Here is a 17,983-nt window from a genome sequence, read left to right on the forward strand (position 1 = left end):
AAGGCACTCGCCTTCTTTTTTATATATCTGTCAATGGTGTTGCAGTATCTGGTGAGGTATCGTAAACTTTAAAGTCTACTCCGACTCCCAGATCCGCTTGGGCTAGCTGGTTGACCATAGTCATATGAGCCAGTTCTTTGATATTGTTCTCTTTAGACAAATGCCCAAGATAGATTTTCTTTGTTCGATTTCCCATTGCACGAATCATGGCCTCAGCACCGTCTTCGTTAGAAAGGTGACCGAGATCCGATAGGATTCGTTGTTTGAGTCGCCAAGCATAAGATCCTGCTCGCAAGATTTCTACGTCGTGGTTGGACTCGATGAGATAACCGTCAGCATTTTCGACAATCCCAGCCATACGGTCACTGACATAACCTGTATCGGTCAACATGACGAAGCTCTTGTCGTCTTTCATAAATCGGTAAAACTGGGGTGCTACTGCATCATGGCTGACACCAAAACTCTCAATGTCGATATCGCCAAAGGTTTTGGTTTTGCCCATTTCAAAGATATGCTTCTGCGAAGAGTCCACCTTGCCGAGGTACTTACTATTTTCCATAGCCTGCCAGGTCTTTTCATTGGCGTAAAGATCCATGCCATATTTACGAGCCAAGACACCGACTCCATGGATATGGTCTGAGTGCTCATGCGTAATCAAAATCGCATCCAGATCTTCTGGTTTGCGATTGATTTCAGCTAGCAGGCTGGTAATCTTCTTACCAGACAGGCCTGCATCCACTAGGATCTTCTTTTTTGGGGTTTCCAGATAAAAGGAATTTCCACTGGAACCTGATGCTAAAATACTGTATTTAAAGCCTATTTCACTCATTCTAGTCTTCTATTTCGTCCTCCCATATTTCTTCTTTTACGGCATCCTTATCATAAGGGAGCACTATGGTAAAGGTCGATCCCTTACCGTATTCACTTTTGGCCCATATAAAGCCATTGTGTTGTTTGATGATTTCTTTTGCGATAGCCAGGCCTAGACCAGTTCCACCTTGAGCCCGGCTTCTTGCACGATCCACACGGTAGAAACGGTCAAAAATCTTCGGCAAGTCTTGCTTTGGAATACCTAGACCTTGGTCTTTGATGGATAAAATCATCTGGTCATCTGTGGTCTTCATGCTGACAGTGATTTTCCCACCATCTGGTGAGTACTTGATGGCATTGTTAAGAATATTATCAATCACCTGAGTCATCTTATCGGTATCAATCTCGATCCAAACTGAATTAATAGGGTAATCTCTGACAAGCTCATATTTTTTCTCGTCATCCTGGCTTCTCATCTTATCAAAGCGGTTGAGAATAAAGGTGATGAATGCTGTAAAATTAATCAATTCCACATCTAACTGAGTGGTCGCATTATCAATACGAGAGAGATGCAAGAGATCTGTCACCATCCGCATCATACGGTTGGTTTCATCGAGTGAAACCTTGATAAAATCAGGAGCAACAGGATCATACAGAGCTCCCTCGTCCAAGGCTTCAAGATAAGATTTAACACTGGTCAAAGGAGTTCGCAACTCGTGACTCACGTTCGAAACAAAGAGTCTTCGCTCACGCTCTTCCTTCTCCTGCTCGGTCGTATCATGTAAAACGGCAACCAAACCAGAGATGAAACCTGACTCACGACGAACCAGAGCAAAACGTACACGAAGGCTCAGGTATTCCCCATTCACATCCTGGGAGTCAATCGTCAACTCAGGAATCTGTGTAATTAGATCACGCAGCTCATACTCATCTTCTATCTTAAGCAATTCAAGGATGCTTTTATTCAGAACATCTTCTTTCTGCACACCGAGCTGTTTCTTGGCCATATCGTTGATCATAGTAATCTGGCCACGACGATTGGTCGCAAGAACGCCATCTGTCATGTAAGAAAGAATACTGTTCAATCGTTTACTCTCTTGTTCCAGATTTTCTTGGGTCAAACGAATAACTTCTGACAAATCGTTCAGATTATTGGTGATATTGGTGATTTCTGTACTTCCTTGCAAGTCCAAAACTTGAGAATAATCACCTGCAATCAAGTCCTTAACCTTTTGATTTATCTCCTTCAGACGGATATTATCCCGACGATTTTCCAGTAACAGCAAGGTCACCACCAGGATAAAGCCCAGTAAAATCAAGATAAAGATAAAATCGCTGGTCAGAATAGTTTGTCTAATATCTTCAATCATTATTTCTCATATAGTATCCAACACCACGACGTGTGAGAATGTACTCTGGACGACTTGGAGTGTCTTCTATTTTCTCACGCAAGCGTCTAATGGTCACGTCCACAGTACGAACATCACCAAAATAGTCATAACCCCATACAGTCTCAAGCAAGTGTTCACGCGTAATCACTTGTCCAATATGAGATGCCAAGTGATACAAGAGTTCAAACTCACGGTGGGTCAAATCTAACTCCTCACCATATTTCTTAGCCACGTAAGCATCTGGAACGATTTCCAAATCACCAATTTGTAAAGGTTGCGTCTTCTTCTCGTCAGACTCTTGGCTATCTACTGAAACTAGGTCTGTACGACGAAGCAGGGCCTTGACACGAGCCTGCAACTCACGATTTGAGAAAGGTTTTGTAACATAATCATCTGCACCTAACTCTAAACCAATAACCTTGTCAAATTCGCTATCCTTAGCTGATAGCATGATAATCGGAACGCTACTAGTCTTACGAATAGCTTTAGCAACTTCTAAACCATCAATTTCAGGTAACATCAAGTCGAGGATAATAATATCCGGTTGCTCTACTTCAAATAGCTCGATCGCCTCACGACCATTGAAGGCTGTAACAACTTCATAACCTTCCTTGGCCATATTAAACTTAATAATATCTGAGATTGGTTTCTCATCATCTACAATTAATATTTTTTTCATTTTATCACCTTTTTCTCTATCTATTATAACAAAAAAATGCAAAGAAGGCACAAATGGCTACTGTAAGCCTTCATCTTCAAGAGTTGTTTTTATAAGCCTGCCAAATTTTTTGTTGAGGTTTCGCAAGTGGATAATCAGAAAACTCCTGAGGAGAAACCCAGCGAATTTCTCTGTCCGAAAACTGTTTCGAATCTGTCACTTGGCCTGCTAGGATTTGAATATGCCATTTCCGATGACTAAATACATGCTTGACCTGGTCAAATACTTGCTGGGACCAATTCACTTCTAAATCATAATCCTGCTCAAAGTTTTCTTGAGGGCTTGGTCCAAATGCTCTGCTTTCCTCTTTGACTTGAGAAAAGAGATCTAGCTGATCGTCATCACTTGAGAAATCATCAACTTCAATCAATGGGAAATGCCAAAAACCTGCTAGTAGTTTCTCGCTTTCGTTTTTCTCAAGAAGATATTGACCATAGTCATTGCGTACAACCAAAGCCTTGAGATAAATTGGTAGGGGCTTTTTCTTGGGTTCTTTAATCGGATAACGATCCATGGTTCCATTCTTATAGGCTGCGCTAAATTCCTTAACAGGACTTTCTTCTGGTCGAGGGTTAACCGGAGACTCTATATCAGAGCCCAAGTCCATCAGAGCTTGGTTAAAGTCACCTGGTCGTTTCGGGTCAATCAAGATTTCCATCATGGCTTGGAAAATCTTTCGATTACTAGGAACTCCGATATCATAATTTACCTCAAACAAGCGTGCCAAAACCCGCATGACATTGCCATCAACTGCTGGCTCGGGTAAATTAAAAGCGATACTGGAAATTGCTCCCGCAGTGTAGGGGCCAATCCCTTTCAAGCTAGAAATCCCTTCGTAAGTGTTTGGAAATTTCCCTTCAAAGTCTGTCATAATCTGCTGAGCCGCCGACTGCATATTGCGTACGCGGGAATAATAGCCCAACCCCTCCCAAGCTTTCAGTAAACGCTCCTCAGGCGCATTTGCCAAACTTTCTACTGTTGGAAACCAGTCCAAGAATCGTTCGTAGTAGGGAATAACCGTATCTACCCTAGTCTGCTGCAGCATGATTTCAGAAACCCATATGTGATAAGGATTTTTACTTCTTCGCCAGGGTAAATCTCGCTTGTTTTCATCATACCAGTTGAGGAGTTTCTCACGAAAAGAGAAAATCTTTTCCTCTGGCCACATGTCAACACCGTATTCTTTCAAATCTAACATATATCTAGTATAACATAGAAGCTTCTAACTGTCTTTTTCTCAGTACTAAAAAGCCTCTTCCCATGGGAAAGAGGACTAAACCTTATTGATGAACCGCTTGGGCAGCAGTGATAAGGGTCAACTTGTACACATCATCTGCATTACATCCACGAGAAAGGTCGTTTACTGGCTTGTTCAAACCTTGCAAAACAGGTCCGACAGCCGCAAAACCACCGAGACGTTCTGCCATCTTATACCCAATATTTCCGGCTTCAATACCTGGGAAGATAAAAACATTTGCTTGACCAGCTACGTTACTTCCTGGAGCTTTTAGAGCTGCAGTTTCAGGAACAAAGGCAGCGTCAAATTGCAACTCCCCATCAATCTCAAGGTCGGGACGCAAGTCGTGAGCAATTTTAGTTGCTTCTACGACCTTATCAACACTTTCACCAAATCCTGAACCTTTAGTAGAATAGCTTAGCATAGCAATTTTAGGTTCAATACCAAACATCTTAGCTGTGATTGCTGAATTGATCGCGATTTCAGCCAAGGCTTCTGCATCTGGATTGATGTTAATGGCACAGTCTCCAAATAGGTAACGTTCCGTACCACGAACCATGAGGAAAGCACCTGAAGTACGAGTTACGTTTGGACGAGTTTTAATGATTTGTAGGGCTGGGCGAACTGTTGAAGCAGTTGAGTGAATTGCACCAGATACCATACCGTCAACCAAGCCCAAGTAGACTAGCATCACACCAAAGTAGTTGACATCATCAACCAAAACTTTGCGCGCTTCTTCTTCAGTCATTTTGCCCTTACGACGCTCTACCAAGGCAGCAACCATTTCTTCAAATTGAGGATAGTGTTGAGGGTCAATGACTTCATAACCATCCATGATTCCTTCAATTTCAAGATAAATTTTAACTTTTTCAGGATTTCCAAGCAAAACAGGGATTACTTCTGTTTCTTTTACCAAGCGTTTTGTCGCTTGAAGAATACGTGGCTCTTCTCCTTCAGGGAGAACGATACGAGCATTTTTGCCAACCAGGTTGGCTTTGAGACTTTCAAAAACTTCCATGAGTTTTCTCCTTTAAGAAAATAAATTATACTCCAAATAGTTTTTAAAGAGTATTAGTTGATAACTGAGTAATAAGATTGCTGAAATCATCCGGTAAGGGGCTTTCTAGCTGCAAATCTTGCTCTAGAAAGGGATGATAAAAAGATAAATAATGGCAATGCAAGGCCTGACGCTGAATGCCGTCGTCTAAACTTCCTCCATAGAGATCGTCTCCTAAAAGAGGAAAACCGATGTGAGAAAAATGCACTCGGATCTGATGAGTTCGTCCAGTATGCAGTTGAATATCGACCAAGTGAATATTTCCGTAAGAAGCTACAACTTTGTATGACGTATGAGCGTATTTCCCACCTTTGGCAACCCGTCTTGTGATAATAGAATCTTCATCACGCGCAATCGGCGCAATAATCTCCCCTTCAGGCTCCAAGACACCAGCTCCTTTAACCAAAGCAAAGTAGCGTTTCTCGATAGACTTTCGTTGCAACTGCTTGTCTAAACGTGCATGAGCGTAGCCGTGCTTGGCAAAAAGCATCAAACCAGAAGTATCTCTATCAAGCCTAGTCACGATGTGAACTTGCTGGTTTTCATAGTTTTGCTTTACATAATAGCCCTTGATAAAATTAGCAATGGTATTGGAATGATTGACACTGGGGATGGAAGCTACTCCATAAGGCTTATTCAAAACCAGAAAATGGTCATCCTCATACAAGATATCGAGTGGTCGATCAATAGCTTCAAGGCTCTCAAACCCTTCCTCTGCAGGGATATCAATAGTTACCCTATCTCCAATATCTAAGAGATAAGTCGCATTTTGTGGTTGGCCATTGACCAGTATAGCCCCGCCTCGAAACTTAATCTTAGCCAAAAGCCCCTTAGAAACCTCATGTTTCTTGAGGAAAGTTTTGACTTTGACGTGCTCATCTGCGATAAATTCGAACCTCATTCATCCACCTCGCCGATGAAGGCATCTTTGACACGATTCCAGAAACTAGTGTGACTTGGAGTCGCTACGAAGTGAATCTTGTGATGGTCGATTTGATACTCAATCCGTTCGATATTACGGAAGGAATAGACGCTGTTATCGACTGATATCGTGTGATAATCATTGCGTGTCGGCAAAAGTTCAATCTTATCTTTTTTGGGAATAATGATCGATGACCCCAAAGTGCGATAGACTCGGTTGTTAAGACTTGCTATTTCCGTCAACTGCAAGGCTTCAATGGTAGGATGCAAGACAGCTCCACCCAAGGACTTGTTGTAGGCGGTACTTCCCGTCGGCGTTGAAACAGTCACTCCATCTCCACGAAATCTCTCAAATGGAACGTGGTTAATGATGATATCCGCAACCATGGTCCGATCTGATCGACGGATACTGGCTTCATTTAAAGCACGGAAGATTTTCACTTCTCCATTTTCAAGCGTTACCTTGACATTCAAGACTGGATAGGAAACTTTGGCACCAGTATCTAGTAAAAGATTGGTCATCAACTGATCCAGCTCAAAATCACGATAATCTGTGTAAAATCCCAAATGCCCTGTATGAACACCTACAAATCGAACCTTGTCTAACTGATTCTCATACTTGTGAAAGGCAGACAAAAGCATTCCATCGCCACCAATCGAAATGACGATGTCGGGATTGGTATCGTTCAGTATAAAATGTTGTTTCTTGAGTTTTTCTCTCAGCTCATGCAAGACCTTCTGACTTTGTGGCTTTCTATTTGCTATGAGGTCAACTCGTTTACCTGTATTCTTCATCTGTATCGTCACTATTTCCTACACCATCGTTTAATTTTCTGCTCAATGGATCAAAGAGAGCCTGCGCTTCCTGGATATCATCACGAATCTTACCCATTTCTTCATCCAGTTGATAGGCTATTTTGGCCGTGATTTCCAGTCTTTTCCTGATTTCTTCTGGAAAATCGCCCTGATATTTATAATTGAGCGAGTGTTCAATCGTAGCCCAGAAATTCATGGCCAAAGTACGTATTTGAATTTCCGCCAAAATCGTCTTCGCTCCGTTTATCGTATCAACCGTGTATTCGACAACCACGTGATAAGAACGATAACCTGAAGCCTTACGATGAGTGATATAGTCTCGTTCCTGAACGACTCTCATATCTTGGCGTTTACGTAGAATCTCAACTACTTCTTTAACGTCATCAACGAACTGAACCATGACACGTAAACCAGCAATGTCTTGCAGATCATGTTCCAGACTTGCATATGTAATTCCTCGACGAGCCATTTTTTCTTTGATACTTTCAATCGGTTTGACACGACCCGTTACAAACTCAATCGGAGAATGCTTGTTTTGCTTACGATACTGTTTGCGAATTCCCCGAAGTTTAATCTTCAATTCACCAACAGCCTGAATGTAAGGATCTAAAAATTCTTCCCATTCTATGGTCATACTTTCTCCCTTGTAATGTTTGATTGCTCTGTCGAAAATCTTTGATTTTTTCAGTACATTCGTATACAATAAATACATTGTCCATTATACCATAAATCGCTTTCAAAGATATAGAAAAGGTTGAAAAAATGAAACATTTAGAAATAGAATTGAAAACACTTCTGAAAAAAGAGGAATATAATCATCTAAAAAAACAGTTTTCCCATATCCAACCCGTCCTTCAGAAAAACTACTACATTGACACACCAGATTTCCAATTGCGTGAAAAGAAGGTTGCCATGCGCATTCGCACTTTTTCAGATTGGGCAGAATTGACCTTGAAAGTGCCTCAAACTGTAGGGAATATGGAATACAACCAGAAACTAACTCTTCCAGAAGCTGAATCGTACCTAGAAAAACAAAAACTACCTCCAGGGCTCGTTCTAGAGAAACTCGCTAAGATTGGCATCGAAAGCCATGACTGGCTTGTTCTAGGCTGCCTTTCCACTCTACGTTATGAAATGAAAACTGAGATTGGCTTAATGGCCTTAGATGAAAGTCACTACTTTGACCAGACGGACTATGAACTCGAGCTTGAAGTCACCGACCATGAAAAAGGGAAAGCTGATTTTAAGAGATTTTTAGATGAAAATCAGATAACCTATCAGAAAGCTCCTTCAAAATTAATTCGTTTTATTAAAAGCATGAAAAAAAGCTGAAATAATCTCCTTTTTTTGGTAAAATAGAAAAGATAAAAATAAAAGAATCTGGCTTTGAAAAACAAAACTTTCTCAAAGAAGATTCACAAAGTTTACAGAGGACGGTCTATAATGTCAGATAGAAACAACATGAAACTTTTCACCCTAAACTCTAACCATGAAATCGCTCAAAAGATTGCGGATACAGTTGGTGTACCTCTTGGGAAATTATCCTCTCGACAATTTTCTGACGGCGAAATCCAGGTCAACATCGAAGAAAGTGTCCGTGGCTACGATGTCTACATCATCCAGTCCACTAGCTATCCCGTTAGCAACCACTTGATGGAGTTGTTGATCATGGTTGATGCTTGTGTACGTGCAAGTGCTCATAGTATCAACGTTGTCCTTCCTTACTTTGGTTATGCTCGTCAGGATCGTATTGCTTCTTCTCGCGAACCCCTCACTGCAAAACTAGTTGCCAATATGCTTGTCAAAGCTGGTGTAAGCCGTGTTCTAACACTTGACCTCCATGCTGTTCAGGTCCAAGGTTTCTTTGACATTCCTGTAGACAATCTTTATACTGTTCCTCTATTTGCTAAGCACTACTGTGATAAAGGTCTTCTTGGCTCTGATGTCGTTGTTGTTAGTCCAAAGAACTCTGGTGTTAAACGTGCACGTAGTTTGGCTGAATACCTTGATGCTCCTATCGCTATCATTGACTACGCCCAAGACGATTCTGATCGTAACGAAGGCTATATCATTGGGGATGTTGAAGGCAAGAAAGCTATCTTGATTGACGACATCCTAAATACTGGTCGTACATTCTCTGAAGCAGCCAAAATCGTTGAACGTGAAGGCGCAACTGAGATTTATGCAGTATCCAGTCACGGTTTATTTGTTGAAGGTGCAGCAGACCTTCTTGACGCTACAAACATCAAAGAAATCCTTGTGACAGACTCCGTAGCGACCAAAGAAAGAACTCCAGAAAATGTATGTTACATTACTGCTAGCGAATTAATCGGAGATGCTATCGTCCGCATCCATGAAAGAAAACCAGTCAGCCCACTCTTTGCTTACAACAAAAAGAAATAAGGTGATTCTTTGATTTATTTGGACAATGCTGCTACGACTCCTATGTCAGCAGTAGCTATTGCAGAAATGACCAAGGTCATGCAAGAAACTCATGGTAATCCTTCTAGTATTCATGGCCATGGTCGACAAGCTGGTAAACTCTTACGAGAGGCTCGTCAAGACTTAGCCCTCTTACTAGGAACCAAACCTCAACATATCTTTTTCACGTCTGGCGGTACAGAAAGTAACAATACAGCCATTATCGGCTATTGTCTCCGTCATCAAAATCGTGGAAAACATATCATCACGACAGCTATTGAACACCATTCTGTACTTGAGACTATCGATTATCTGGTGCAACATTTTGGTTTTGAAGCAACTATCATCCAACCAGTAAATCAAGAAATAACTGCCCAGCAAATTCAAGAGGCCTTACGTGACGATACCATTCTCGTTTCCACCATGTATGCTAATAATGAAACAGGAAGCCTCTTACCTATCGCTGAGATTGGACGTATTTTAAAAGAGCATCCTGCTGCTTATCATGTAGATGCTGTTCAAGCTATCGGGAAGATTCCTATCCATCCCGAGGAATTAGGAATTGATTTCCTCAGCGCTTCTGCCCACAAATTCCATGGACCAAAAGGAGTCGGATTTCTTTACGCTTCTTCCGTGGACTTTGATTCCTACCTTCACGGTGGGGACCAAGAACAAAAGAAACGGGCTGGAACAGAAAATCTTGCTGCCATTGTAGGCATGGTCGCTGCTCTCAAAGAGGATTTAAATGTCCAAGCTCAGCATTACCAAAAACTAAGCGCACTCAAATCTACTTTTTTAGAAGAAATTGCTGATTTAGACTACTATCTCAATAAAAGTCAAGACCAACTACCTTATGTTGTCAACATTGGCTTTCCTGGTCAAAAAAATGATTTGCTCTTGCTACGGTTAGACCTTGAAGGAATTTCAATTTCTACCGGTTCAGCTTGTACTGCTGGTATTGTGCAAACCAGTCATGTGCTTGAAGCATTTTATGGACCAGATTCGCATCGTTTGAAAGAATCTGTCCGTATCAGTCTCTCTCCTCTTAACACCGAAGAAGAACTGAAACAACTTGCACAAACTTTAAAAAATATTATTGGAGATTAAACTAATGGCATTCGAAAAAACCATTAAACTACAAAACTGTCGCTACGACTATACACTTAACCCATCTGTCAAAAAATTCACGCTCAAAGACAATACTTTCTTTGAAACAAAAGTAGGAAACTACGAACTGACTCGTCTACTTGAAAAAGTACCCAACAGCGGTGAAGGTTTCAAGCTAAAAATCATCATCAACAAAGACCTTACAGGTGCTAAACTCAACATCACTGACAAGTCTGGCCTTCGTTTGGTGAATATCTTTAAATCAGAAGACCACCACATTCATCAAGAAAAATTCTACTTCCTCATGGACAGCCTTGTAGAACGCGGTATCTTCATTAAAGAAGAAAGATAATTGACTATGTATCGACTTACCTATCAAGATAACTATCACGTAGAACGTACACTTGAATATAAGGATTACGAAGAGCTTATGTTATCTCTATCAGGCTGCGTGACCCTACCTGATACTCTCCTAATCAGCTCCTTAACGCTGAATGATAAGGTGATTTATCAAGGATTGGTTGGCGATCTCTACCGTTTTCTATCACAAGCTCATTTTTCAGATAAAAACTAAGAAATTTCTTAGTTTTTTCTTGTTTTTGTTGATTTTTTCACAATGTTTCTATAAAATAGAAGAATAGAAAGGTTGTGATTTTGTGAAAGATAAACAGTCTGCTATTCCAAAAGCAACAGCAAAAAGACTCTCACTTTACTATCGAATTTTCAAGAGATTTCATGCAGAAAAAATCGAACGTGCCAACTCCAAGCAAATTGCAGAGGCTATCGGTATCGATTCTGCGACCGTTCGTCGGGATTTTTCCTATTTTGGTGAACTAGGTCGTCGTGGTTTTGGTTACGATGTCAAAAAATTGATGAATTTTTTTGCTGATCTCCTAAATGATAACTCAATTACAAATGTTATGCTGGTTGGGATTGGAAATATGGGCCATGCCCTTCTCCACTACCGCTTCCATGAGCGTAACAAGATGAAAATTATCATGGCCTTTGACCTAGATGACCATCCAGAAGTTGGAAGCCAGACACCTGATGGAATTCCAATCTATGGTATCTCACAGATTAAAGAAAAAATCAAAGAAGCAGATGTCAAAACTGCTATCCTAACAGTTCCAAGTGTTAAATCACAAGAAGTTGCCAATCTTTTGGTTGATGCAGGTATAAAAGGTATTCTCAGTTTTTCCCCTGTTCACCTTCACCTCCCAAAAGATGTGGTCGTTCAGTATGTCGATTTGACAAGCGAACTCCAAACCCTCCTCTATTTTATGCGTAAAGAGGATTAGAAAGCGAAAGCATTTATGAAAAAACCAGTTATTGGGATTACAGGAAATGAAAAAGCTCATCCAGATGATGACATCATGATGAGCTATGCGGCGAAAGGCTTTGTTGAAGGAGTCAAGGACGCTGGCGGAATTCCAATCATCCTACCGATTGGTGATCAAGAAATGGCTGCCTATTACATCAGTATCATTGATAAGCTCATCCTAACGGGTGGGCAAAATGTTGATCCAAAATACTATGGTGAACCAAAGGCTATTGACAGCGATGACTACCATCTTCAAAGAGATATTTTTGAACTAGCACTTATCAAAGAAGCAATTAAGCAAAAGAAACCAATTTTCTCTGTTTGTCGGGGTACTCAACTTTTCAATGTCGCCATGGGAGGCACGCTACACCAAGATATCGAGGATCATTGGCAGGACTGTTCAGCCGAATACACTACCCAACGCCTCGTAACGGAACCTGATACGATTCTCCGAGAGATCTATGGAGAAATCTCTCACATCAACTCCTTCCACCACCAGAGTATTAAAGATCTAGCTCCTAATCTTAAGGTTGTAGCACATGATCCTAAAGATGGAATCATTGAGGCTGTGACAACTACGGACGGCTTTCCTTATCTAGGTGTCCAATGGCATCCAGAATTTCTATTTGAAAATCGCCCCAAAGATAAAACGCTATTTGACTATGTTGTTAACGAACTCTAGGACTTATAAATAGGTTATTAAATCATGAATGAAATTAAAATACCTTCTACTCATGAGATTTTGAGAGATATAGAAGCTAATGTTTTCATATCTTATAAGAAAAAGGAAGCTAATCTTTTCTTATCAAATAATGAAAAAGAAATAAGTGTTTGCTTTCATCTTTCTAATCTCTATAGACTTTTAACAGCGGAAAGTTACCAATCTTTTTCTAAGAATAAAGAGAATTTGGATAAACTATCTCAAAAAAAAAAAGAAAAACAGCTGAAAGAAATGTCTAAAAAGGCAAAACGATTTTGTAAAAAGGCAGATGCTAAACTAAAAAGTAAATTTCATTCAAGTCTTTACTTTTACAGAGATATTCTCATTCATAAAAAAAGATATTATAAAATCGAAGATTTCAATGCAATTGTCGACTTTATCGTTCAAGAAAATTTACTTGTACCCACGATAAAACCTCTTCCTGTTATCAATTTGACAGAAGTAGATTCCTATGTTTTAGAAGTGATTGAGTAAGATCATGTGTAATCTTAAATCAAATCCGTCTTTTCACGGTAACTAAAGTAATCCGAGTGCGAGACAATCAAATGGTCCAAGAACACAATTCCCATCAGTTCGCAGGCTTCCTTGACTAGTTTAGTGACATGGTTGTCGTTTCGACTAGGAGATACAGCACCGGATGGATGATTGTGAACGAGAATCACTGAGGTAGCCATATGCTTGAGGGCATAGTGAAGGATTTCCCTCGGTTCAGCAATGCTGCGTGTCGCAGATCCGATAAAAATAGTTTGCTGATGAATGATTTGATTTTGAGTATTGAGATAGAGCGCCACTAGGTGCTCTTGTTTTTTGTCGCCAAGTTCCTGTTGCATTTTCTTGGCTAGCTTTTGACTGCTGAGAATACTTTCCATCTCAAGGGTTTCATGTTTGTGAATACGATGTCCCAGTTCAATCACCGCTTGTAATTCAATGGCCTTAATCCGTCCAATACCAGACAGACTCTGCAATTCCTGCAGGGTCATTTTTTTCAAATCAGTTAGACTGTTAAGACTATTCAAGACTTTTTGGGCAATTTCAAAGACATTGGCCTGACGTGTTCCTGTTCTGAGCAGAATTGCTAGCAATTCTTGATTGCTCAGAGCCTCTACTCCTTCTTTAACTAGTCTTTCTCTAGGTAAGAGTGAATCTTCTTGGAATGAAATACTGTACATAAAAATCCTCCTCACTTTATTATTCGTGAGGAGGATGAAAAATTAGATTTTTTTCTCAATTGGGGCAACGCTGGCTAGGAGTTTTTTCAGACCGACTTCTGGGAAATTGATTTTCAATTCCTGAGTATCACCGCTACCAGAGACTTCCAGAACAGTACCCTCTCCCCATTTCTTGTGAAGTGCAATATCTCCAATAGACCAGTTAGTATCGCTTGAATCTTTTTTATTTCCGGCTGTAAACTGTCCAAATGGGAGACTACTTGACTGGATAGAGCTTGGTGCAGCATTGCGTTTCCGTTCTTGAAGGGCCTGAGCTAAGCTCATACCTTGACCAAAAGCAATCCCACCACTGCTATAAGAAGCCTTAAAGCTAGTATTCGCTGGTCGAGCCAAGCCTTGATACTCAAGCAAGTCCGAACTGATTTCATTGATAAAACGAGTTGGACGATTGTAGTTGGTACGCCCAAAAAGCAAGCGTGAGTTAGCATTGGTCAGATAGAGGATTTTCTCCGCGCGCGTGATACCTACATAGGCCAAACGACGTTCCTCTTCCAGTTCATCCGGATCTTCTGCTGCACGGCTAAGGGGAAAGACATTTTCCTCCATCCCAATGATAAAGACAACTGGGAACTCAAGTCCCTTAGCTGCATGGAGGGTCATCAAGGTCACTTCTGATGTCTCCTGACTGCCTGTATCCGTATCTGCAATCAAGGCTAAGTCATTCAAGAAATGACTGAGTTTATCCAAACCTGTTTCTTCTTCTTGACTATCAGGATTGTCATCAAAGTTCTTGGTAACAGATAGGAACTCTTCGATATTTTCAACCCGCGCCTTGCTTTCCAAGGTTGCCTGAGCATTAAGAATATCGACATAACCTGTTTTTTCTAGAACAGCCTCCACCAGCTCGGTGATAGTTAATTGATCCAGTTTTTCTCGCAAATCCAAGATCATATTGGCAAAGTCCCAAATTGACTGTGCTGCTTTTCCTTTGATGCCAGACAACATAATATTAGCTGAAGCATCCAGCATAGACATCTCTTGCATATTCGCAAAATCACGGATTTTCTCAACGGTTCCTGGGCCAATTCCACGTTTTGGTTCGTTAATAATGCGCTCAAAACTGATATTGTCACTTAAATTAGCAATAAGATTAAGGTAGGCGATAATATCACGGATTTCCTTACGGCTGTAGAACTTGGTCCCTCCGACCATAGTATAAGGAATATTGGACTTAAGCAGTGCTTCCTCAATAGTACGGGATTGCGCATTAGTCCGATAAAGAACTGCAAAATCCTTGTGGAGGAAGTTTTGACTACGACCAAGTTCATCAATGGTTTTGGCTACAAAAACAGCCTCATCCTGTTCGTCATTTGCGCGATAATAAACGATTTGCTCCCCATCGGCATTCTGGGTCCAGAGATTCTTGGGGCGACGGTTTTTATTGTTTTTGATGACGTCATTGGCTGCTTGGAGAATGGTTTTGGTTGAACGGTAATTTTCCTCTAGCAAAACTACCTTGGCTTGAGGATAATCTTTCTCGAAATCCAAGATATTCTGCATATCAGCCCCACGCCAACCATAGATAGATTGGTCTGCATCACCGACCACGCAGATGTTTTTAAAGCGTGAAGCCAAGAGTTTGACCAATTGATACTGGGCATGGTTGGTATCTTGGTACTCATCAACATGAATGTACTGGAACTTCTGCTGATAGTAGGTCAAGACATCAGGATTCTGATCAAAGAGACGCAAAGTCAACATAATCAAATCATCAAAGTCAACGGACTCAGACTGACGAAGCTCTTTTTGATAGGCTGTGTAACACTGAGCTACGATTTGCGTATACATATCACCAGCCTGGGCAGCATATGCGACATCATCAATCAAGTCATTCTTAGCATTGGAAATGGTTCCCAAAATGGTCCGTTCATTCCATTTTTTCGGATCCAAGTTTAATTGCTTTAGAATGCGCTTCATAAGAGTTCGCTGTTCTCCTGGATCTACAATAGTGAAATTACGATTGTAGCCAATATGATCCGCATCGCGACGTAGGATACGAACACACATGGAGTGAAAGGTCGCAATCAGGCAGTCTTGGGTTGCTGGGTTGAGCCCATAGGCACGCTCCTTCATCTCACGCGCAGCCTTATTGGTAAAGGTAATGGCCAAGATATTCCAAGGATTGACCATTTTTTCATCAATCAAGTAGGCGATACGATGGGTTAAAACTCTAGTCTTCCCAGAACCAGCCCCCGCCATGATTAACAAGGGCCCTTCTGTCGTTTGCACCGCCTCAGCTTGACGGTCATTCATTCCATTTAATAATGCGTTCATCTTCTCTTCCTTACTCTTGAAGTCAATGTTTCTATTATATCAAAAATCAGGGAAAATATCTTTACCTAGATTGGTTGCGTCTAGAAGGTAAATCTTTCATCAGCTGAAGACAACGCCTTAAATCTAGATAAAAAAATGAGCTTGGAAAGATTTTCCAAACTCATTTAAAATAATCTATATCATTAGAACAAGCCTAGGACTGTTCCATCACTTTCAACATCCATATTAAGAGCGGCTGGACGTTTTGGAAGACCTGGCATGGTCATAACATCACCAGTTAGGGCAACGATGAAGCCTGCCCCTAATTTTGGTACCAATTCACGGATGGTAATTTCAAAGTTTTCTGGAGCTCCAAGTGCATTTGGATTATCAGAGAAACTGTACTGAGTTTTAGCCATACAGATTGGCAATTTGTCCCAACCATTCTGAACGATTTGGGCAATTTGCGTTTGAGCTTTCTTCTCAAAGTTCACTTTGCTACCACGGTAGATTTCAGTGACAATTTTTTCAATCTTTTCTTGGACAGAAAGGTCATTGTCATACAGACGAGTGTATTTTGCTGGATTTTCAGAGATTGTCTTGACAAGCGTTTCGGCAAGTGCTACACCACCTTCTGCCCCATCAGCCCAGACACTAGCCAATTCTACTGGTACATCGATTGAGGCACAGAGTTCCTTCAAGGCTGCGATTTCAGCCTCTGTATCAGAAACAAATTCATTGATAGCTACAACTGCTGGAATACCGAACTTACGGATGTTCTCAACGTGGCGTTTTAAATTAGCAAAACCTGCGCTCACTGCTTCCACATTTTCCTCTGTAAGAGCGTCCTTAGCTACGCCACCATTCATCTTAAGGGCACGAAGGGTTGCGACGATGACAACTGCATCTGGAGAAGTTGGCAAGTTTGGTGTCTTGATATCAAGGAATTTCTCAGCACCAAGGTCCGCACCAAAACCAGCTTCAGTAACAGTATAATCAGCCAAGCGAAGGGCTGTGCTTGTTGCCAAAACAGAGTTACATCCATGAGCGATATTGGCAAATGGACCACCGTGTACAAAGGCAGGTGTACCATAAATTGTCTGAACCAAGTTCGGTTTAATGGCATCTTTCAAGATCAAAGCCAAGGCACCTTCAACCTTTAAATCACCTACAGAAACAGGGGTACGGTCGTAGCGATAGCCGATAACGATATTAGCCAAACGGCGTTTCAAGTCCTCGATGTCCGTCGCCAAGCACAAAATCGCCATGATTTCAGAAGCAACTGTAATATCAAAACCATCCTCACGTGGAATACCATTTAGAGGACCACCAAGACCAACGGTCACATGGCGAAGAGCACGGTCGTTCAAGTCCACAACACGCTTCCAAAGAATACGACGTTGGTCAATTCCAAGATCATTCCCTTGGTGCAAGTGGTTGTCAATCAATGCAGAAAGGGCATTGTTAGCAGTTGTAATGGCATGCATATCCCCAGTAAAGTGGAGGTTGATGTCTTCCATTGGCAAAACTTGCGCATAACCACCACCAGCGGCACCACCCTTAATCCCCATTACTGGTCCAAGAGATGGTTCGCGGATAGCAATCATGGTTTTCTTGCCGATTTTGTTTAAGGCATCTGCAAGACCGATGGTAATGGTTGACTTTCCTTCACCCGCTGGTGTTGGGTTAATAGCAGTAACCAAGATTAATTTACCAACTGGATTGTTCTCAACCGCACGAATTTTATCAAAACTAAGCTTAGCCTTGTATTTTCCGTACAACTCCAAATCATCGTAAGAAATACCAAGTTTCTCCACAACATCCACGATTGGCTTTAACTCAATGCTCTGTGCAATTTCAATATCTGTTTTCATAGCAAACTCCTCTAACATCTAATATGATAACTCATTATAACACAAAATGAGATTTTTAACACCCATTAGGCTCATTAATGTTCGTGAATATCAATATTTTAGGGGAT

Annotated in this window: 19 protein-coding genes; 8 read left to right on the forward strand and 11 right to left on the reverse strand. The window is 41.1% G+C overall.

Annotated elements, in window-relative coordinates; all coding sequences use genetic code 11:
* Positions 1-19: 19 nt before the first annotated feature.
* The 8 genes from walJ to yjbM form a co-directional block, all read right to left on the reverse strand.
* Positions 20-829: an exodeoxyribonuclease WalJ gene (gene walJ, locus D8844_RS03310; protein WP_070567443.1), complete on the reverse strand. Its 810-nt coding sequence runs from the start codon at positions 827-829 to the stop codon at positions 20-22.
* A 1-nt stretch (position 830) separates the two neighbouring features.
* Positions 831-2,180 (reverse strand): cell wall metabolism sensor histidine kinase VicK, encoded by a 1,350-nt coding sequence (gene vicK, locus D8844_RS03315; RefSeq protein WP_000568720.1) that lies wholly within the window; start codon positions 2,178-2,180, stop codon positions 831-833.
* Positions 2,173-2,880: a response regulator YycF gene (gene yycF / locus D8844_RS03320; RefSeq protein ID WP_125421880.1), complete on the reverse strand. Its 708-nt coding sequence runs from the start codon at positions 2,878-2,880 to the stop codon at positions 2,173-2,175. Before yycF ends, vicK begins: the two co-directional genes overlap by 8 nt.
* Before the next feature lie 76 nt (positions 2,881-2,956).
* Positions 2,957-4,117, reverse strand: a complete 1,161-nt coding sequence (mutY, locus tag D8844_RS03325) for an A/G-specific adenine glycosylase (RefSeq protein WP_125421883.1) — start codon at positions 4,115-4,117, stop codon at positions 2,957-2,959.
* 82 nt (positions 4,118-4,199) lie between these two features.
* On the reverse strand, positions 4,200-5,174 hold the full coding sequence (pta, locus tag D8844_RS03330) for a phosphate acetyltransferase (RefSeq protein WP_125421886.1): 975 nt from the start codon (positions 5,172-5,174) through the stop codon (positions 4,200-4,202).
* Positions 5,175-5,217: 43 nt separating this feature from the next.
* The gene (locus tag D8844_RS03335; RefSeq protein ID WP_049518761.1) at positions 5,218-6,114 is read right to left on the reverse strand and encodes an RluA family pseudouridine synthase; all 897 of its coding nucleotides are present in this window, start codon (positions 6,112-6,114) and stop codon (positions 5,218-5,220) included.
* Entirely contained in the window at positions 6,111-6,929 is an 819-nt protein-coding gene (locus D8844_RS03340) for an NAD kinase (RefSeq protein WP_125421888.1), read from the reverse strand. Before D8844_RS03340 ends, D8844_RS03335 begins: the two co-directional genes overlap by 4 nt.
* Positions 6,913-7,584, reverse strand: coding sequence for a GTP diphosphokinase (yjbM, locus tag D8844_RS03345; protein ID WP_000151555.1), 672 nt, complete (start codon positions 7,582-7,584; stop codon positions 6,913-6,915). Before yjbM ends, D8844_RS03340 begins: the two co-directional genes overlap by 17 nt.
* A gap of 128 nt (positions 7,585-7,712) precedes the next feature.
* Here yjbM and D8844_RS03350 point away from each other — a divergent pair, with 128 nt between their 5' ends.
* From D8844_RS03350 to D8844_RS03385, 8 genes are all read left to right on the forward strand, one after another.
* A complete protein-coding gene (locus D8844_RS03350; protein ID WP_042902226.1) occupies positions 7,713-8,282 on the forward strand; it encodes a CYTH domain-containing protein in 570 nt (189 codons plus the stop codon).
* A 111-nt stretch (positions 8,283-8,393) separates the two neighbouring features.
* Positions 8,394-9,353, forward strand: a complete 960-nt coding sequence (locus D8844_RS03355; protein ID WP_001283843.1) for a ribose-phosphate diphosphokinase — start codon at positions 8,394-8,396, stop codon at positions 9,351-9,353.
* Positions 9,354-9,362: 9 nt separating this feature from the next.
* The gene (locus D8844_RS03360; RefSeq protein WP_125421891.1) at positions 9,363-10,478 is read left to right on the forward strand and encodes a cysteine desulfurase family protein; all 1,116 of its coding nucleotides are present in this window, start codon (positions 9,363-9,365) and stop codon (positions 10,476-10,478) included.
* Positions 10,479-10,482: 4 nt separating this feature from the next.
* A complete protein-coding gene (locus D8844_RS03365) occupies positions 10,483-10,830 on the forward strand; it encodes a DUF1831 domain-containing protein (protein WP_042902224.1) in 348 nt (115 codons plus the stop codon).
* A gap of 6 nt (positions 10,831-10,836) precedes the next feature.
* Complete coding sequence (locus D8844_RS03370) at positions 10,837-11,052, forward strand: DUF4649 family protein (RefSeq protein WP_000286093.1); 216 nt, start codon at positions 10,837-10,839, stop codon at positions 11,050-11,052.
* Positions 11,053-11,134: 82 nt separating this feature from the next.
* Positions 11,135-11,776, forward strand: a complete 642-nt coding sequence (locus tag D8844_RS03375) for a redox-sensing transcriptional repressor Rex (RefSeq protein ID WP_000653409.1) — start codon at positions 11,135-11,137, stop codon at positions 11,774-11,776.
* A 15-nt stretch (positions 11,777-11,791) separates the two neighbouring features.
* The gene (locus D8844_RS03380) at positions 11,792-12,481 is read left to right on the forward strand and encodes a gamma-glutamyl-gamma-aminobutyrate hydrolase family protein (RefSeq protein ID WP_000743310.1); all 690 of its coding nucleotides are present in this window, start codon (positions 11,792-11,794) and stop codon (positions 12,479-12,481) included.
* Positions 12,482-12,505: 24 nt separating this feature from the next.
* Positions 12,506-12,994: a hypothetical protein gene (locus tag D8844_RS03385; RefSeq protein ID WP_125421894.1), complete on the forward strand. Its 489-nt coding sequence runs from the start codon at positions 12,506-12,508 to the stop codon at positions 12,992-12,994.
* A 14-nt stretch (positions 12,995-13,008) separates the two neighbouring features.
* Here D8844_RS03385 and radC read toward each other — a convergent pair whose 3' ends face one another.
* The 3 genes from radC to D8844_RS03400 all read right to left on the reverse strand — a co-directional run bounded on the left by radC (position 13,009) and on the right by D8844_RS03400 (position 17,876).
* Positions 13,009-13,689, reverse strand: a complete 681-nt coding sequence (gene radC / locus D8844_RS03390) for a RadC family protein (protein WP_042902221.1) — start codon at positions 13,687-13,689, stop codon at positions 13,009-13,011.
* A gap of 42 nt (positions 13,690-13,731) precedes the next feature.
* Complete coding sequence (gene pcrA / locus D8844_RS03395) at positions 13,732-16,023, reverse strand: DNA helicase PcrA (protein WP_125421897.1); 2,292 nt, start codon at positions 16,021-16,023, stop codon at positions 13,732-13,734.
* Between the two features lie 182 nt (positions 16,024-16,205).
* A complete protein-coding gene (locus D8844_RS03400) occupies positions 16,206-17,876 on the reverse strand; it encodes a formate--tetrahydrofolate ligase (protein WP_125421900.1) in 1,671 nt (556 codons plus the stop codon).
* Between the last annotated feature and the right edge of the window lie 107 nt (positions 17,877-17,983).

Source organism: Streptococcus oralis, from assembly GCF_003942875.1.
In the GTDB taxonomy this organism is placed as follows: Bacteria; Bacillota; Bacilli; order Lactobacillales; family Streptococcaceae; genus Streptococcus; species Streptococcus oralis_BX.

Coding starts and splice junctions, on each gene's coding strand:
- walJ (WP_070567443.1), bottom strand. CDS start 829: ATGAGTGAAATAGGCTTTAAATACAGTATTTTAGCATCAGGTTCCAGT.
- vicK (WP_000568720.1), bottom strand. CDS start 2,180: ATGATTGAAGATATTAGACAAACTATTCTGACCAGCGATTTTATCTTT.
- yycF (WP_125421880.1), bottom strand. CDS start 2,880: ATGAAAAAAATATTAATTGTAGATGATGAGAAACCAATCTCAGATATT.
- mutY (WP_125421883.1), bottom strand. CDS start 4,117: ATGTTAGATTTGAAAGAATACGGTGTTGACATGTGGCCAGAGGAAAAG.
- pta (WP_125421886.1), bottom strand. CDS start 5,174: ATGGAAGTTTTTGAAAGTCTCAAAGCCAACCTGGTTGGCAAAAATGCT.
- D8844_RS03335 (WP_049518761.1), bottom strand. CDS start 6,114: ATGAGGTTCGAATTTATCGCAGATGAGCACGTCAAAGTCAAAACTTTC.
- D8844_RS03340 (WP_125421888.1), bottom strand. CDS start 6,929: ATGAAGAATACAGGTAAACGAGTTGACCTCATAGCAAATAGAAAGCCA.
- yjbM (WP_000151555.1), bottom strand. CDS start 7,584: ATGACCATAGAATGGGAAGAATTTTTAGATCCTTACATTCAGGCTGTT.
- D8844_RS03350 (WP_042902226.1), top strand. CDS start 7,713: ATGAAACATTTAGAAATAGAATTGAAAACACTTCTGAAAAAAGAGGAA.
- D8844_RS03355 (WP_001283843.1), top strand. CDS start 8,394: ATGTCAGATAGAAACAACATGAAACTTTTCACCCTAAACTCTAACCAT.
- D8844_RS03365 (WP_042902224.1), top strand. CDS start 10,483: ATGGCATTCGAAAAAACCATTAAACTACAAAACTGTCGCTACGACTAT.
- D8844_RS03370 (WP_000286093.1), top strand. CDS start 10,837: ATGTATCGACTTACCTATCAAGATAACTATCACGTAGAACGTACACTT.
- D8844_RS03380 (WP_000743310.1), top strand. CDS start 11,792: ATGAAAAAACCAGTTATTGGGATTACAGGAAATGAAAAAGCTCATCCA.
- D8844_RS03385 (WP_125421894.1), top strand. CDS start 12,506: ATGAATGAAATTAAAATACCTTCTACTCATGAGATTTTGAGAGATATA.
- radC (WP_042902221.1), bottom strand. CDS start 13,689: ATGTACAGTATTTCATTCCAAGAAGATTCACTCTTACCTAGAGAAAGA.
- pcrA (WP_125421897.1), bottom strand. CDS start 16,023: ATGAACGCATTATTAAATGGAATGAATGACCGTCAAGCTGAGGCGGTG.
- D8844_RS03400 (WP_125421900.1), bottom strand. CDS start 17,876: ATGAAAACAGATATTGAAATTGCACAGAGCATTGAGTTAAAGCCAATC.